Origin of the sequence: Pseudomonas sp. MWU16-30316, from assembly GCF_020515645.1 — a bacterium.
GTDB classification, from domain to species: domain Bacteria; phylum Pseudomonadota; class Gammaproteobacteria; order Pseudomonadales; family Pseudomonadaceae; genus Aquipseudomonas; species Aquipseudomonas cerasi.
On record NZ_JAIZAZ010000011.1, the window covers coordinates 20,358 to 37,502 of the forward strand.

The following is a 17,145-nucleotide window of genomic DNA, read 5'->3' on the forward strand; positions in this document are numbered from 1 at the left end:
GAGTTAATCGTCCTGGCATCCTGCGCTATACAAGTCACGGTCTTTCACATAATGGCCCACAGGTCGTGTGCGAAGTCTGTCTTCTCAGCGGTGACGCCGAGTTTTCTGCCTAGGTCCGTAGGCTTATGTTTGATCGATAGCAGTCGGTCACCGTTGTCGTATGCATAGTCCTGACGCACGTCGTCGTTTAGCTTTGCCAGCAGACTGCAGATTGAAAAAAGAAGGGCTGGCACAAAGTTGACAGCCCCTTTTTTCGATCAAGATTTTAAAGAGCTATATAGTTCAGAAAATTTTGACGGCATCATGGCAGAAAACGAAAACCAATAGCTTGGAGACTAAGCAACGCCCTTAACCAGTGACTGTCCCTTTACCCCACCCCATGGATCATCCATAAGATATTTTGCATCAAGCTCATCATTGGAAGGCACAAACGTGAACTTATAAAAAATTTCATCACCTTCACAAATTTCATAGTAAAGAGCATATTGGCGCTCTTCGACATCTAGAACGACTTTGGCTTTTTCAGCAGCTGAGGCAACCTCTAATTCGTTTTTTTTTGAAACAAAAAAGGGGACTACTATGCAGCGTTGAGTTTGTGTGTCCAAATTAAATTTTGTGTCTAGAGTCAAGCTTATATTTGCACCAAATGCGTCATCTGGTAGGGGGGCAAATATTACGTAGTCTTTATGTATTACAGCGCCTTGATCAATATTTAGCTTGCCCCATTGGCTCGAAGCTTCGTCATAGGCGCGTGACCGAATTTGAATTTGGCTATGAGATATGAGTAAATCTACTACTTGATTAGAATTTGCCATTAGAAAAACTCTACTTTAATTTTAGTTCCATTTGGAAGACCTGAAAGCACATTACCAATACTGGATCCTGCTCCTCGATTATCACTAGGACCGATGTGTCTAGCACTTGCACCGTTCCCTCCCTCTTTAAACATGGCCATAGGCCATTCGTCGCGATCTTTTGACTTCATTGTTTTAACGTCTTTGAGGCTTGTCTTTCTATTTAATTTTGCTGCATCTCTCTGAATGGTTACTATGTACTGCTGCCCGCCATTGATTGCGTCTTGTATGTGACCAAAGGTTTCTGGATATTCGGAGCGTTTTAACCTTAAAAGGTAGTCGTGATCAACGGCATCTGCTTTTATCAAGGTACATCCGGCTAGACCCGTCACGTCAATCCAGCGAATTGGATTTATATTGTACTGGTACAGGTTATACCCTCCAGCCAACCCAATCGGATCCTGCGTTATAAACCGCCCAATCTCCGGGTCATAATACCGAAACGTGTTGTAGTGCAGTCCCGTCTCGACATCAAAATACTGCCCCTGAAACCGCAGGTTCTGCTCAACCTCGTTCACCACCAGCTTTTCCACCGCGCCCCACTCCCGGTATTTGGCCTGCCAGACGATCTGCCCTTCGGCGTCGGTCATTTCCAGCGGTGTACCGATCTGGTCGGTGTGGAAGTAGTAGACCTTGTTCTCGACTTCGCCTTCTTTCTCGTCCACACGGGCCAGATGCACATAGCTGCCGGGCTCGTAAAGGTACAGGCTGCTCTGGCCCGGACTTTCCTCACGCAGCATCCGCAAGCCTTGCCAGAGGAAGCGTTTGTGTTCGGTGTAGCCTTTGATCTCGGACTGTTTGGCGACACGCCTGCCCAGACTGTCGTACTGGTAGCTGCTGGTGCTTTCCACGTGCGTGTCGGCCATGGTTTCGGTTTTGACCAGGCGGTTTTCGCAGTCGTAGGTGAACGTCTGCCAGCGCACGATGCCGACGACTTTTTCGATCAGGTTGCCCTAGGCGTCGTAATTGTATTCGTGGCGCTCCCACTGTTTGAGGCTGTTTCACATACTACCTAATGAATAAGATTAGCTTGCGCACGAGCTAGCAAAGTGAAAAGTCATGACTCTCAACTGATGTAGATGTATCAAGATCAGGCAACTTGCCGACCTGCCTCATGTCAAGCCCATACCCTAAGTTATTATATGGGGGTTTTAAATTGGCGCATCCCCTAATGGTCATGTCATACAAGCCACTTGAAACTTCTATATAGTCATTATTGGAAAGTCTTTGCTCATAATTTTTTTTGTAATTTGTGAAGAACTCAGGATCCCAGTCAAGTAACGCATTTAGGTCGGAAGCTATTAGTATGCCGGATTCAACTTTTAAAGGGAATCCTGCATAAGAAAATTTTACGGTGTAGAGATGCTGCTCTGATGCAGGTGCACCTAACAAAAATATCGAATATTCATTTTCTGGAATTTGATAGATCGGACAAAGAATGCCTTCTTCGATAGCTAGACGCCCTAAGGTGTCATGCTGTAGAAAAAATTCAAAAACGTTAGGTTCTGTTATTTTGTTTTTTTTCAGAAACTCATTCAAAACCTCAGGATCGAATATAACGATACCTGGGCTATATAGCTCAATACTTGCATGATGTTTCATTAGCCGCATCCTCCTGCCGATTTAATGTCTGCAGACTTTCCAATTGATTTGCTGAGGGCTTCGCCTATAGTTACGTTTTTTGCTATAATCTGCCCCGTTCGAGGAACTTTTAGCGTACCCTTCTGAGGAAGCTTTTGATAAGCTTTATCTAGCTTGCTTACTAGTTCTTCGGGTGTGCCGTCAAATTTCTTGTTAAAAGGAACTCCTTCTTTTTTGATGACATCGTGAAATTCTTGATGAAGCTTATCAGACCCATCTACTTCATTTGGAAACCAAGAAGGTGAATCTAGCTTCGTCCCTAATTCAGGAAAACCATGAGTATTAGCATGAGCTCGCGGAAAAGGATGATGCCCCATTCCATCAGGTTTTAGAGGTTTCCAGAATGGCATCCATCCCCATGGATCCACCCAGGATGAAGGATTTGGCGCATATTGATAAAGATTGAACCCACCTGCCAACCCAATCGGATCCTGCGTAATAAACCGGCCAATCTCCGGGTCATAATATCTAAACGTGTTGTAATGCAGCCCCGTCTCGGCATCAAAATACTGCCCCTGAAACCGCAGGTTCTGCTCAACCTCGTTCACCACCAGCTTTTCCACCGCGCCCCACGCCCGGTATTTGGCCTGCCAGACGATCTGCCCTTCGGCGTCGGTCATTTCCAGCGGTGTACCGATCTGGTCGGTGTGGAAGTAGTAGACCTTGTTCTCGACTTCGCCTTCTTTCTCGTCCACACGGGCCAGATGCACATAGCTGCCGGGCTCGTAAAGGTACAGGCTGCTCTGGCCCGGACTTTCCTCACGCAGCATCCGCAAGCCTTGCCAGAGGAAGCGTTTGTGTTCGGTGTAGCCTTTGATCTCGGACTGTTTGGCGACTCTTCGGCCTAGGCTGTCGTACTGTTAGCTACTGGTGCTTTCCACCTGCGTGTCAGCCATGGTCTCGGTTTTGACCAGGCGGTTTTCGCAGTCGTAGGTGAAGGTCTGCCAGCGCACGATGCCGACGACTTTTTCGATCAGGTTGCCCCAGGCGTCGTAGCGGAATTCTTCGCCGTCGACCACGCGGCCGGTGTTGCGCGCCAGCAATTGGCCGTTGGCTTCGTACTCGTACTGGGTTTCGCCGCGCAGCTTGTCGAGGGTGCGGCTCAACTCGTCAGCCGGGTCGTATTCGTAGCGGCGGTGAATGGGGTTGTAGGCGTGTTCGACGTAGCGTTCTGGTTTTATGAGCGGGTTCTGGATCTGCGACAGCTTTTCCGCGGGCAGGGTGGTTGCGTACTGCCACGCTTTGCGGCCCATGCTGCCGTAGCCGAAGCAACTGGTGAGTTTGCCTTGGGTGCGGTAGACCTAGCGGTGCAGGTCGTCGCGCTCCATGTCGCTGATCAGCTGGCCTACAACAAGAGACATGTAGTGCAGGTTCGCCCAGACACCGTTTCTTAAAGCCTCTGACCTCGTTCTTTAAGAAGCGGTAACCGAGCTCAACTGTAAAACCACCAAGTTTTTAAAAAGCAGTAATCCGACATACTCGCCTAGCCGGATAGTACCCACAGGATGTGACACTCTCTTGATAGGTCGTCAGTATTTCAACATCATACCTTCCATCCTGGCCGAGGCCAAAGCAAGCAATGTTTCCTTTGTTTGTTTCAAGTAGCTCATCTTCTGCAATACTCCACCAATCGCAGCTATCTTCCACCCTGTGTTTGAGGGCGTCGAGATCGAATACCGCAAGTGTGACGGTGCCCGTAAAGAAAAAACCATCAGTATAGGCCTTTTAGGAAGGCGTGGTTAGCATGTACGAATATCAAATTCTGACAGTTCAGGTGGGTGAGAGCATAGGCTATCTATTTACGTAAAAGGTAGCCATCACTGTTCAAGCTGTATTAACAAAAAATAAGTCTTGGCAGGAGCCATCGCCTTTTCGAGGATCTCCATCCTTCAGATACGGCTTACGGTGGGAGATAATCACCCGGATCCGCTGTAATCGCGGCAGGAGGCGCCGCGGCGTTCTTTGTTGTAATGAATCTCAAATTTACGCCCAAGCATATCGACTGCCCACGATGTACTCTGTTTGAAGTCGTAACGGCAATCGAAATACTCACTATCGCTTATCCCGTGCTCAACAACGCCAGTCTTGAACGTACGGCGATGAAGATCAATCCACTGAGCTATTCAGTTGTGTACTGCTTATTCAAATAGCTCATATGCTTTTTCTTGTAGTGCTATTCCAATATCTTCGTATCTTTGAGTTTCGCTTTCATCGTAAAAGTCATCCGAGACATTGAAGTTGACATATATGTCAACGAAAGCTAGCGCTATCCTTTTGGGGATAATGTCTTTTTCACTGTAGTAGCTAATTATAAAGTCAATGGCTGAAAATAACTCAGCAACTTCTTTTTCAGAAACTTTGGCCCTAGTTCGTATTTTTACTGGAATAGAGTCTGCTCCCAAGAGTCTTGCATCGATCAGATCAACGGCGATTTCAGCGTTCATATTTATTACCTTAGCAAATAGTGATCTTGCTTGATGGAACATGCCCTTCGACTAATATTTCTCTTGATGCCGCCGCATAGTGAGCGGCTGGACCTTTCAGTCCCGCCGAGGCAGCCTTGTCAGGAGTAGAAATATCTACAATACTTTTGTTACCGTGGCTGTCGTGTACTACATCATCAGTATCAAAGCTTATAGTGGTTTGTCCCGTTCCTTTATACTTATTTATAACTTCCATGTCTGTGGTCGTAGAGACATACTGAGAACCTTTGAAGTTAGGTGAGCTGCCGTTGCGAACATGGCCCGCGGGTGACATGCCTCTTCCAGGATTTTTGGCAGAGATACCGTCGCTTACAAGCTCGTCGGGTCTTAGGTTCCGGTATACCTTTACCCAGCCAATGGGGTCTATCCAGCCTGTAGAGTTTGGAGCGTATATGTATAAATTAAACCCACCCAACAAGCCAATCGGATCCTGCGTAATAAACCGGCCAATCTCCGGGTCATAATATCTAAACGTGTTGTAATGCAGCCCCGTCTCGGCATCAAAATACTGCCCCTGAAACCGCAGGTTCTGCTCAACCTCGTTCACGACCAGCTTTTCCACCGCACCCCACGCCCGGTACTTCGCCTGCCAGACGATCTGACCTTCGGCATCGGTCATTTCCAGCGGTGTACCGATCTGGTCGGTGTGGAAGTAGTAGACCTTGTTCTCGACTTCGCCTTCTTTCTCGTCCACACGGGCCAGCGGCGCATAGCTGCCGGGCTCGTAGAGGTACAGGCTGCTCTGGCCCGGACTTTCCTCACGCAGCATGCGCAAGCCTTGCCAGAGGAAGCGTTTGTGGTCGGTGTGGCCTTTGATCTCGGACTGTTTGGCGACTCTTCGGCCCAGGCTGTCGTACTGATAGCTACTGGTGCTTTCCACCTGCGTGTCGGCCATGGTTTCGGTTTTGACCAAGCGGTTTTCGCAGTCGTAGGTGAAGGTCTGCCAGCGCACGATGCCGACGACTTTTTCGATCAGGTTGCCCCACGCGTCATATTTGTATTCGTGGTTTGCCAACTGTTTTAGGCGGTTGTCTTTGACGTGATCGAAGCGGCTGGTATTGAAGTTGAGGCGGTTGGCCGCAGCGTCGTAGCGGAATTCTTCGCCGTCGACCACGCGGCCGGTGTTGCGCGCCAGCAGCTGGCCGTTGGCTTCGTATTCGTACTGGGTTTCGCCGCGCAGTTTGTCGAGGGTGCGGCTCAGTTCACCGGCCGGGTCGTATTCGTAGCGGCGGTGAATCGGGTTGTAGGCGTGTTCGACGTAGCGCTCTGGTTTTATGAGCGGGTTCTGGATCTGCGACAGTTTCTCTGCAGGCAGGGTGGTTGCGTACTGCCAGGCCTTGCGACCCATGCTGTCGTAACCGAAGCAACTGGTGAGTTTGCCTTGGGTGCGATAGATCTCGCGATGGAGATCGTCGCGCTCCATGTCGCTGATCAGCTGGCCATCGAGATTGAGCTGATGCAGATGACCGCTGCCGTAATACAGGTGGTTCAGGTGCTGGCCGGTAGGAAGCGTCAGCGTGGTCAGGTTGCTCAGTGGATCGTACTCGTAGGCCAGCGCGCCTTGGGGTGTGGTCTCTTTGACGAGGCGGCCCAGCAGGTCGTAGACAAACTCCAGTTTCTCGGCGGTCACGCCGAGTTTTCTGCCGGTGTCCGTCGGTTTGCGCTCGATTGACAGCAGTCGGTCGCCGTCGTCATAGGTGTAGTCCTGACGCGCGTCGTCGTTGAGTTTGGCCAGCAAACGGCCTATCGGGTCGCGCTCCAGATGGGTGCTGCGCCGTGGCTGTTCGCCTTTCTCGCCGTAGCCGATTTCCTCGACCTGTGTCAGGTGCCCGCCGAGGTTGTAGCTGAAACGGCGGGTCAGGTTGTCGATGCGTTTTTCTTCGATCAGACGGTCTGCGTCGTCGTAGGCAAAGCGGTAGGTCGCATCGTTTTCGTTGGTCAGGGCGACGAGGCGAATGGCCTTGTCGTATTCGTAGGTGATGGTTTGCCCTTTGGCATCCTGTCGCCATTTGGGCAAGCCACGACCGTTGCGCAGCAGCTGGGTGGTCTGGCCTTTGCCATCGGTGTGGGTCAGGACCTGGCCCAGTTCGTTGTAGGTAAAGGTCTCGCTGGTGCCATCCGGGTGGTTGATGCGCAGCACTTCGCCGTCGGGCTTGCGTTCCAGCGTGGTGGTGTTGTTCAGGGCATCGGTGACGGCCACCAGGTGGTGGCGCTCGTCATAGCGGTAATGCGTGCTTTTGCCCGAGCAGTCCTGAAAGCGCTGCACTTGCGCCAGGTTGTTCCACCACAGGTATTTGGACTTGAGCGTCGGGTCGACGATGGTGTGCGGCAGGCCGTCCTCACCGTTGAGGTATTCGGTCTTGTGGCCCAGCGCATCGATCTCGGCCACGAGATTGCCTTTGGCATCGTAGTTGGCCTTCCAGGTACTGCCATCCGGGTAATCGACCTGAGTGATCAGCGTCGTCAGGTGGTGGTACTGGTAGCGAATACTGCGGCCCAGCGGATCGGTCTCCTTGAGCAACCGGGCGAACTCGTCGTACTCGAACGCCAACTGGTTGCCATCGGGCAGGGTCAGCCCGGTCATGTTGCCGGTGTCGTCGATCTCGATGACGTAGTGATCGCCACTGTAGTCGCGGCTCGAGGTGACGCGATGATCCTTGTTGTAATGAATCTCCAGCTCGCGGCCCAGTACGTCGGTGACCCAGGTGGTGCGGGCCTCACGGTCGTAGCGGAAGTGGAAATGTTCGCCATCGCTGGTCTGGTGTTCGACGACGCGTGGCTGGCCGTCGATGATTTCCCAGCGGTACTCGCAGGTCAGGCCCAGTGCGTTGCAGTGGCGGGTCATGACGCCATCGGTGTAACTGAAACGGCGCACTGAATCACCGTTGCGGTTGAACACCTCAGCGAGCTGACCGTTGCTGTCGTAGTGGTATTGAACCAGGGTTTCGACAGCCTCGTTGTCGACGATGCGCTTGACCGAGGTCAGGCGCGTGGTCACTTCGTCGTAATGCAGGTGCACACGCACCCCGCCCGTCGCGCTGATGTCGGTCAGCGTGCCTTGTTCGGTGCGGGTGAAATGCAGGAAGTGACCGAGTGCGTTTTCGATACGATCCAACGGAACCGGTTTGTTGTCGTCAGGCACTTCGCCGAAGTAGAAGAAGATGTTGTCCAGCGTCTGCAGCAGGTAGTGACCACCCTGCGTGCAGACCAGATAAACCTGTTCGTGAGGGTTGTAGATGCGCTGGCCGGGCGCTATGTCCACGAACGGTACGGTGCGGCCCTGGTTGTCCGTAAGGTAGAGGAAGCTGCCGCGCTTGCGCAGGCTTTGCTCCCACGGCAGCACCCAGCCTTTGCCGAGTACGCTGTCGACATTCAGATTGCTGGCGTAAAAACGCGACCATTCGATGGGCATCAGGCCCGGCAGGCTGAAGTCGATCTCATCCGGGATCAGCTTGCGGCCAGTCGTGGTGTCGACCGGGTTGCCGCTCAGGCCGCCGATGGCACTGCGCATCACAGGCTCAACCACATAGCGACTGCCCACTTCGCCGGCGACGAAACCTGCGGTGAACTTCATGGCGCAGGGCAGCACTGCTTTCATGCCTGCCTGCGTTCCGGCCTTGATCAACTGGGCTATACCACCTGCCGCACCCGCCACGGCCATCAGCACATCGACGGTAGTGCGCAGCCAGCCTGGAATTTCGTCGTCCACTGGCAGATAGCGATACCTGCCGCCGCCGATAAATACGTTGTCGGAGCCGCCGGAGATGGTCGCGCCACAGGTCAGCTTATCGCCTTTGCGCGCCGCCGCCACACTATTGATGAAGACGTTGGTCGAACCCTCGGCAATCTTTACCGGCCCCGGATGCTTGTCACAGGCACCAATGCTTTTTTCAACATGCGCTGCCTTGCGGTTGTTGATGTATACATTGGGTGAGGCCGTGATGATCGTGCCAGAAGGGGAGGAAAACATACTCCCTATCGCCTCTCCTGCGGCGGTGAGCAGGCTACCTCCGACGCCTGCTGCAAGTCCTGCCAGAAGAGCCACGCCGAACCCGCACGTGAAGGTTGCGATCGCTACCGTCGCAATGAGCGCAATACCGAGCACAGCCCCGATCAGGAAGCCCCCGAGGGCGCCGGTATGCGATATTTCGTCACCAAAGCGCGCGGCCTCGAACATGAGCGTTACTCCTGTTCGCTACCGTTGGCTGGAGAGGTATCAGACACGCGAGGCTGGAAACTGGCCAACAAGTTTTCCCAATCCTGGGTCTGCTCGACACTGAAGTCCGTCTGGGACGTGGTCGAGAATACGATCGCGCGCTCAGGCTCGATCAGAAACGCCGCCTGACGTTGATAGTAAGGACGCCCTTCGGTCATGTAATACGCGTCGATCTGAATACCTTCGAGAGGGGCCACGGTCGATAGCGAAACTGCTTTTCTGTTCAGCAGCGTGTAACCGCGCAGCTTGGACGAAAGCATTTTGACCTGGCGATCAACATAGGTTTTCAGGTGCTCGGAAGGTAGCAGAGTGTCTCTGGAGACCGTAATGCTCAGCGGGGCAGGCAGCGTCGAGCCCATCACGAACATGTTCACTGTGCGGTCCTGAAATCCCTCTGGCAGCTTGATACTGCCTTCGTGCAACTCGTAGTCCATGTGATAAGAATTCCTGAAATCAAAAAAGAAACAATCACTGTGCGGCGAGACCGCCCAGCATGCTATCGAAATCCGCCAGCCAGAGGCTGAGGTCCGGCTTGGTCGGATCGATCAGGCAAGAAATTTCCAACCACTGCAGCACATCCTTTCCGGCAAGCGGAACAAGCGCACCTACCAGTCGTGCGTGTTGTTCTGCGCTGCCTTCTTTGAAGTGGAAATCCAGCGCTTTCGCAGTGCAGCCCACCAAGGTGCAGTCCCGCCGACGAATAATACGGAGTTGAGGGTCGCGCTCACGAAAGGTCTGCACCGAGCTTTCGAAAAGTGCTTCCAGCGCCTCACCCTGCATTACGTCTCTGCGTTTGACAGACAACATGAGCGGCTCGCCTTTGTACTCAAGCGTAACCTGGACATCACGAAACAGGACGCCGTCAGGAAAGGCCAGATTAAAGCCACCAAAATTGAAACTGCTGGGCACGTCCTGCAATGGCGTGATCGGTTCTGGCTCAGGCTCGGGGACAGCTTCAACGACCGGAGCTTCCAGCGCCGCCTTGCGTGCTGCCTCCTCATCCGCAATACGTTTTGCGGAAATACGGTCGTAGAGACTTGTTCGTTCCATGCCCTGCGTTCTCACTTGTTGATGTCGACTCGGTCACCTTTGACGAAGGTGCTCTCGCCAAGAACATTGATCACTTTGCCTTTTATCTGGATGCCTTCCGGAGTGATCGAGATGCTGCTATCGCCCACTTTGAGAAGGATGTACTGCTTGGCATCCACCTGAATGAATTGGTTGTCGACCTTTAGCGTAAACGACCCCTGCTGCACGTTCGTCACAGTATCTTTCTGGATGATTTCCGTATTCGTGCCGCCGACCGTCACCTTGCGGTTATTGCCCACCTCGTGCTTTTCATCCAGCTCGATCTCGGTGTCCATGTTGCGCTCGGCATGCACGATCACCTGTTCAGCACCGGCCTTGTCTTCGAAGCGGAAGAAGTTGGCTGTACCGCCATCACCCTTGGCCGAACGCGTCAGGAAACCGCTTTGGGTCTTGTTGGCAGGCAACGACCACGGCGGCGTGTTCTGGCTGTTGTACAGACTGCCCATGACGAGCGGACGGTCAGGGTTGCCATCAAGGAAAACGACCACCACCTCGTCACCGACGCGCGGGATCTGAATGCTACCAAAACCGCCACTTGCGCCGGATTGAGCGACGCGGACCCAGCAGGAGCTTTTGTCGTCAAACTTGCCGTAGCGATCCCAGTGGAACTGCACTTTTACACGGCCCATTTCGTCGGTGTAGATTTCTTCGCCTGGGGGGCCGACGACGATGGCGGTTTGGGGGCCGCCTATCAAAGCTCGTGGTGTGGTTAGCGGAGGCTTGAACGGAATTTTGCGGCGAATGCAAATAAATTGGTTCTGGTAAAAAGCTTCTCCTGAGCCGGAGTAGTTGTTTCGGCCTGAATGTTTTACGCTTAACAATAGAAATTGCCGGTCTTCAACAGACCCATTGTCGTGATCATAGTGTTGAGTAAGTTCGAAATAATAACCCGGCTGCATCGCACGACAGTTGCTCCTACCTTGAAAGGTTTTGCCCAGAACTTCCATGGCTTCAAGCCGATTGCGAGCAATTTGTTGCCCATGCTGTGGATCTGAATAACCGTAAAGTCCCTCGTATTCAAAAACTTCGTACTCTCCAACATCCCCCTGCTTGGCTAAGGTCTCAAGCTGTACTTGGTTGGAAAACCCAGGCTGTTTGTAATCGAAAGATTTTAACGACAGCCGTGTCGAGTGAAGGGCTCGCTGGGATGACCATTCAGTGATAGAGTCAGATTCTTCAGTTACCGATGCTGTATGATAACGGATCGACGGCTGCCCCGGCAGTGGCTCGAAATTCAGACTATCGTCAAAGACAACTAATTTGTGCCCATCCTTACGATGCTCAAAATTGAAGAAGAGTCCCTCCTGTTGAAGAAGTCTGAGTACAAAATTAAGGTCCGACTCTTGGTATTGCGTACAATAGCTAATTGGCTTCAATGATCGACTTAGGCGAAACTCATAGTCGGCCAAAGAAAGGTAATAGGCAAATACTTCTCTGATTATATCTTCGACAGTTTTGTCTTGAAAGATACGTGAGTCTCGTCGACGACTGAGTATCCACAACCAAGGTACTACGGTCGCTGCATAATTAGCGATCCCGCCATTGGCGCCAGCATGGTTGAAATGTGAGCAGTGTCCACTGATCACTTTCGTACCACCATCAGCCAAGGTTATTTCCATCGAGACTTTTTTGCCAATTAACTTTTTAAGCTCGATTTTCGCATCGCTGGATAGCAATTGAAGCTCATATTCGAACAGGATTGAAAGCCCTTCTTCGCCACTGAAGCTTTCAAGAACAAGCTCCTGCTCAGGAGGCAGAGGCGAGTCGAATGTGATGAGTCTATTATTCTGAGCTGCAAATTGCCCAATGAGATCCGAAATCACTAGCTGCCTCCTGCAAAATTGGCATTAAATCTAAGATGGAACCTGCTTAAAAGTCATTTGTCAAGTCAAGTCATCCGATAAATGATGGCCTTATGCCCATTTGATTTTATTTTCTTCTCGGTGCACCCTCAGGGTCTGATGCTACCCCCGCGGGAGCTAACAGCCTATAGATACAGGGAGTACGCCATGAGCTTGAGTGATACCCAGCTCGATCAGCTAGGTCACGAGGTAGATCAAAATCAGCGTGAGATGGTTGTGTTAGGCATAGAGCACGCCAACATGCTGGTAATGGAGCGTAATGCATCCTATGGCCTCGGCACGCAGCAACCACAGGTTTGCCCACGAACTCAACCTAGTATGTTGGACGGCCTACGGGGGGGCACTCAGTCTATATACAATGCAACATTACATCCTTTAGTCAATACGACTTGGGCAGTGCCTTCCGCTCTGGGGGCGTATGATGCTTACAATATAACTCGCTTGCTAAGTGATATCGGCGGGTTTGGGACCAAGGTGCGCATTTCGGTAAAGAATGGAAAGGAATATGTCGTAATTACCGGTTATCCAGGCCTTAGAAGACGACTGAATGGAACACGCTACGGGATACGGAATGCTCAGCTTGTCGAGATGGGCATAGGTAGGTACGGCTTACAAAAAGGTGTAATCAAGGGGTTTAAAATATCTTGCTATGTAGCCGTTATTATTGAGGTGCTAGAGTGGGTATTCAACGATGAGCGCGTATGGTCTGATTTGTTCGCCGGAGTCGGTGTCGAACTTATAAAGGCGGGTATAGCGACTGCGATAGGATATGCCGCTGGAGTGGCGGCCGGAGCCTTTTTCGTAACAGCAGCACTGCCCGTGGTAACGGTAGCCATAGTTGTATTGGTCGTTGGGATTGGCTTAAACGAATTGGATAACCGGTATAATATAAAAAGTAGTGTGAAGTCGGGGATGCGCTATGCAGTGGATAACGTAGCTGAGCTACACGAGAAGCTCTCAAAAATAAGCGCGAAAGATTTGCAGGTTTATACAGAAGAGTTGGCGACGAGCATTATACAGAAATTGATGGATACGGCAGTCGACGAGACTAAATCGTGGATTCTAAAAAAAATTCAGCCTGGCGAGTTACCTCTTCCAAATTGGCCTAATGCTCCTGAATTGCCTAATTTCTCAAATTTCAAACTTCCAAGGTTTTAGAATTTTTATGAGCAATGGTTTAAATGTGGAGGTGCGTTCTGTGTCACCTATTTTGTTCAGAGTGGGGGCGGCGATATTCGTTTTTTTTATGTCGTTGGTCGGTGTGTTTTCAATTTACTGGATTTGGGAACATGTGCTGCCTTTGTATGGGCGCCTATACAGAAATGCACCTGTCGTAGAAACTCCTTACCTTGCCTTTGCCCTGCTAATGGTTCCGCCGACCGTGTTGCTCATCGCAGTTGGAGGCGCTATAGCAATATGGACAGGAAAGAAATTTGACCCTCCCAGCAACTCTTTCTTGCATCGATTTCAAAGCTTGATGCTCTACCTTTCTGTCAAGATAATAATCTATGTTGTGCCCGCTATAATTATACTAACCACGATCATGCTACTTGCTAAAGACTACACGCCTTGTCCTAAACTGCTTATTTCTGGTTCGGCATGGCAATTATTTTGGGTGAACGATGAGCGGGTTTGCTTCAAGCCTACGCGCTATATCAATGATCATTGGCCTTGCAAAATGGTTGGCGATCAAGAGTATTGTGTACAGGTGGATGGACGGTAGAGTTTGAATTGTGGCGCGCTTTTAATTGATGGTTAAAATATTTGGGCTGTTTTACCTTCAGTGTTTGGTAAGCCCAGGTGCCAAGCTTGGCTCGTTGGGATAATTGAAAACTGGGTGAGTAATGAACGTCGATGCTTTAAAACAGCAGCAGAAAAGCTTCGGAAGCTAATTGAGTTTTACAGGGATATTGATGCAGCGGCATCAATATTGCTGTCTGAGCTTGGCGGTCTGCTTGATCTCGCGAAACGCGGCCAAATTACAAAACTTGTGGAACCACGAGATATTCCAGGTTACAGTCTTTTCACTGAGACACGTTTACAGTCATATAAGGATTTAGAGGCTGCGTACACGAATTTCTATATAGAATTCATAGAGGCGCGAGAAACGGAAGCTTACAAAATGTTGGCGGCCAAAATGGCTAAGGACTGAAAGTCCTATCAGAGAGATATGTTTATGTGTTAGGTTTTCGACCAGTTTAGACTGTTTGGCATGGGTCGTTTATGGAATTCAAAACCGCTATGGAGTTTATAAATCACGCTATCGCCCTAATCAAAGAGCGTACAGTCCGCCATCCTGCGTTTCCAGTCTATACGACAGTTCTAAATCAACTTCTCTACATAAAAGCCGTCTTTGAGGGTATTGAAAAGGACAAATCCAGACTTCATAAACTTTCCATCGGTGCCCTTGCAGCCAAGGAATTCGAAGAAACAGATCATGAGCTAGCGCGAGCCTTGATGGATGTTTATTACATCGCGAATCAGTCAGCAAACGGACTGAAAATTCAGCTTCCCAAAGGTACATGGTGTCCTTGAGCAATCGAGCTCAGTATGCCTATTCTGAGCGCTGAAAGTTTTGAACAAATCGTTCGCAAGGCCGGAGCTAATTCATGCCGCGGAGCGCCCAGGATCGCGTCGAATGGCTGAGAGGCTCCACTGCCACGCCGTCTGGAAATGGAGCGAGACATGAAGGGCGCAACCGGGGCAAACGAATTCGAAGGCACTGACTACGAACTGGCGCCAGCAATAATGGAAGTCAGTTATATTACTTTCCAGTCTGCCAACGGATTGAAAGTTAAACTTCCTACAGGGTCTTGTATCGTGAGTGAGGAGGTATTGGTCCATTTCAATTCGGTGCATCGAGGACGATTTCGAGAGACAATATGGGTTTTAAAGATAGTTTCGTAAGTCGCGATCTCATGTTTTCCTTGGGCATCGAAGAAACCTCCGGCCGTTTTTATTTATCATTCCCGGTGAGCAATGGCTTGGTCGATTACGAGGAGTACTACGAAATCGACAAAACCAGTTTCGATCTCTTCCAGGCAGACCTGAAGGTTGCGGATGCTTTCGCCATGACATGCCGCAGGAGAGAGCGGGATGATCTTTTGATCCAGAAGCCAGGAGTAAAGCGGGGAACGGCTATTTAGCCGCTAACAAGCGGTATAGACTCGGGCATCCGGTAGCAGCTTCCATACTGCTCTACACCTTGAGAAATTATTCTGGAAGGACCCATGATTGACTTGAGAAGCTCTAACGAAACCCTCGATCGATATGTTGAGCGCTACGATCACCTGCTGCCTCCGCCATCTGCGCAGTTGCTCCAACGTATGGATTATATGCTGCAGGCTGACGCACCAAGGTTGCCTGTAGAGAAGCCCGGCTGGATAGCGTCACGGACGTGTACCCTCACCGAAGCAAAGGCGCTGGATCGTGCAAAAGGGTGCCTGCTCGGGCTGGCCATAGGTGATGCCGTCGGTACAACACTGGAATTTTTGCCCCGTGATCGTAGCCATGTCCATGACATGGTGGGTGGCGGACCTTTCAAACTCAATGCCGGTGAGTGGACCGATGACACAAGCATGGCTCTCTGCCTCGCAGATACTTATCTTGCGAAGGGCAATTTCGACCTTATCGATTACGCAGAGAGAATGGGCCGCTGGTACATAAATGGCGAAAACAGCCACAACGGTAAGTGTTTTGATATCGGCAATGCTACTCGAACTGCGATCGAAGAAAGACTGAAGAATGGCGGCATTTGGTATGGAAATGCTGCTCCATCCACCGCTGGTAATGGCTCAATAATTCGCTTGGCCCCGACTGCGATATTTTGTCGACATTCGCTCTCAGCTACTTGGCGTGATAGTGCCGCCCAAAGTCAATGCACGCATCGAGCACTAGAGGCCATCAGTTGTTGCAGACTGCTCGGCGCACAGCTGCATCTCGCCCTTAACGGCGCAGACAAAGAAGAAACTCTTTCTCCGATGATTCGCCCGTTACGACCGCGAGCTTTGATCATCAACGTTGGCGAATACAAAGAAAAAAACCGCGACCAGATCCGCTCCTCCGGCTATGTCATCGACACACTCGAAGCAGCTCTGTGGGCTGTATGGAATACCGACAATTTCAAAGACGCCATCCTGCTGGCTGCCAATCTGGCTGATGATGCCGACAGCGTAGCCGCCACCGCCGGACAAATCGCAGGCGCGCTTTATGGGGTGTCAGGCATGCCTGAGGAATGGGTCAAGAACGTTGCATGGTCCGAGCATATTCAGGGGCTGGCCCAACAGTTGTTCGAGCGTGCGCCGCTGCACGACCCTTTGGACGAGTCTATCGGCGATTGATAGGGAAGCGCGCGTACTCTCTCTGAGGGTCAGCCCGCGATCCCTGATTTTTATCGCGTCTCAAGGAATCTGACCCACATGCCCAAACCGTGTCCGCAACAGCTCTACAACAAAGCCTGGCTATTCGCATCCCATGCCCACGTAGGCCAAAAAATGACAGGCTTGGACCTTCCTTACACCACCCACGTGGCGATGGTTGCCAACGAGTTGATCTTTGCCCATCGCGAAGAGTCCGTGGGCGCGCTTGAGATAGCCTTGCCTACAGCGTTGCTGCACGACGTGCTGGAGGATACGCCGGTGACTCAGGATGAGTTGGCTGAAGCGTTCGGTGTGGAGGTCGCCTCAGCCGTGGCGTGCCTGAGCAAGAACCTGATCGTGCCTTTTTCCGAAGCGCTTTATTTCGCCGGGATCGCCAGTCATTCCAAAGAAGCTGCGTCGGTCAAGTTGTGTGATCGCATCACCAATCTTCAGTCAGCGCCGTCCACCTGGAAGAAGGCAAAGCGAGCGTCTTATCTGGTGGAGTCGGCGCAGATCCTGGCTGCCTTGGGGCATGCGAACGGGTATCTGCGGCAGCGGCTCACCGATACGATGGCGCGTTATGAGGCGCTTTATGTTGATGGCTTTGAAGGCTGAGTAATGAGCGGGCTTTCCATTTCGATA

General features: G+C 51.3%; 15 protein-coding genes and 3 pseudogenes. 7 read left to right on the plus strand and 11 right to left on the minus strand.

Annotation, left to right across the window (positions count from 1 at the left end; translation table 11 throughout):
• Nucleotides 1-335: 335 nt before the first annotated feature.
• From comJ to LCH65_RS24855, 11 genes and pseudogenes are all read right to left on the minus strand, one after another.
• A complete protein-coding gene (comJ, locus tag LCH65_RS24805; RefSeq protein ID WP_096105475.1) occupies nucleotides 336-815 on the minus strand; it encodes a competence protein ComJ in 480 nt (159 codons plus the stop codon).
• Entirely contained in the window at nucleotides 815-1,186 is a 372-nt protein-coding gene (locus LCH65_RS24810) for a NucA/NucB deoxyribonuclease domain-containing protein (RefSeq protein WP_226439926.1), read from the minus strand. The genes comJ and LCH65_RS24810 overlap by 1 nt, the downstream gene beginning before the upstream one ends.
• Nucleotides 1,187-1,855 (minus strand): annotated as a pseudogene (locus LCH65_RS24815) (RHS repeat-associated core domain-containing protein); the annotation flags it as partial.
• A 40-nt stretch (nucleotides 1,856-1,895) separates the two neighbouring features.
• A complete protein-coding gene (locus tag LCH65_RS24820; protein ID WP_226439891.1) occupies nucleotides 1,896-2,456 on the minus strand; it encodes a hypothetical protein in 561 nt (186 codons plus the stop codon).
• Nucleotides 2,456-3,868 (minus strand): annotated as a pseudogene (locus tag LCH65_RS24825) (RHS repeat-associated core domain-containing protein); the annotation flags it as partial. The pseudogene LCH65_RS24825 and the gene LCH65_RS24820, both read right to left, overlap by 1 nt.
• 82 nt (nucleotides 3,869-3,950) lie before the next feature.
• Nucleotides 3,951-4,187 (minus strand): annotated as a pseudogene (locus LCH65_RS24830) (DUF6386 family protein); the annotation flags it as partial.
• Nucleotides 4,188-4,633: 446 nt separating this feature from the next.
• Nucleotides 4,634-4,939, minus strand: coding sequence for a hypothetical protein (locus tag LCH65_RS24835; protein ID WP_016981973.1), 306 nt, complete (start codon nucleotides 4,937-4,939; stop codon nucleotides 4,634-4,636).
• Nucleotides 4,940-4,949: 10 nt separating this feature from the next.
• A complete protein-coding gene (locus LCH65_RS24840) occupies nucleotides 4,950-9,155 on the minus strand; it encodes an RHS repeat-associated core domain-containing protein (RefSeq protein ID WP_226439892.1) in 4,206 nt (1,401 codons plus the stop codon).
• A 5-nt stretch (nucleotides 9,156-9,160) separates the two neighbouring features.
• Entirely contained in the window at nucleotides 9,161-9,628 is a 468-nt protein-coding gene (locus LCH65_RS24845; protein WP_003434883.1) for a DUF1795 domain-containing protein, read from the minus strand.
• A gap of 34 nt (nucleotides 9,629-9,662) precedes the next feature.
• Nucleotides 9,663-10,244 (minus strand): DcrB-related protein, encoded by a 582-nt coding sequence (locus LCH65_RS24850; protein WP_024692893.1) that lies wholly within the window; start codon nucleotides 10,242-10,244, stop codon nucleotides 9,663-9,665.
• A gap of 11 nt (nucleotides 10,245-10,255) precedes the next feature.
• Entirely contained in the window at nucleotides 10,256-12,106 is a 1,851-nt protein-coding gene (locus LCH65_RS24855; RefSeq protein ID WP_226439893.1) for a type VI secretion system tip protein VgrG, read from the minus strand.
• 186 nt (nucleotides 12,107-12,292) lie between these two features.
• Here LCH65_RS24855 and LCH65_RS24860 point away from each other — a divergent pair, with 186 nt between their 5' ends.
• From LCH65_RS24860 to LCH65_RS24890, 7 genes are all read left to right on the plus strand, one after another.
• Nucleotides 12,293-13,303 carry a hypothetical protein gene (locus LCH65_RS24860; protein WP_226439894.1) on the plus strand — a complete coding sequence of 337 codons (1,011 nt, stop codon included), beginning with the start codon at nucleotides 12,293-12,295 and terminating at the stop codon, nucleotides 13,301-13,303.
• Nucleotides 13,304-13,310: 7 nt separating this feature from the next.
• Nucleotides 13,311-13,868 (plus strand): hypothetical protein, encoded by a 558-nt coding sequence (locus tag LCH65_RS24865; RefSeq protein WP_226439895.1) that lies wholly within the window; start codon nucleotides 13,311-13,313, stop codon nucleotides 13,866-13,868.
• A 114-nt stretch (nucleotides 13,869-13,982) separates the two neighbouring features.
• Complete coding sequence (locus LCH65_RS24870) at nucleotides 13,983-14,297, plus strand: hypothetical protein (RefSeq protein WP_226439896.1); 315 nt, start codon at nucleotides 13,983-13,985, stop codon at nucleotides 14,295-14,297.
• A 71-nt stretch (nucleotides 14,298-14,368) separates the two neighbouring features.
• Nucleotides 14,369-14,680 carry an immunity protein Tsi6 family protein gene (locus LCH65_RS24875; RefSeq protein WP_226439897.1) on the plus strand — a complete coding sequence of 104 codons (312 nt, stop codon included), beginning with the start codon at nucleotides 14,369-14,371 and terminating at the stop codon, nucleotides 14,678-14,680.
• 347 nt (nucleotides 14,681-15,027) lie between these two features.
• A complete protein-coding gene (locus LCH65_RS24880) occupies nucleotides 15,028-15,291 on the plus strand; it encodes a hypothetical protein (RefSeq protein WP_226439898.1) in 264 nt (87 codons plus the stop codon).
• 84 nt (nucleotides 15,292-15,375) lie between these two features.
• A complete protein-coding gene (gene tri1, locus LCH65_RS24885) occupies nucleotides 15,376-16,485 on the plus strand; it encodes an ADP-ribosylarginine hydrolase Tri1 (protein WP_226439899.1) in 1,110 nt (369 codons plus the stop codon).
• Between the two features lie 78 nt (nucleotides 16,486-16,563).
• On the plus strand, nucleotides 16,564-17,118 hold the full coding sequence (locus tag LCH65_RS24890; protein WP_122266494.1) for an HD domain-containing protein: 555 nt from the start codon (nucleotides 16,564-16,566) through the stop codon (nucleotides 17,116-17,118).
• Nucleotides 17,119-17,145 lie beyond the last annotated feature (27 nt).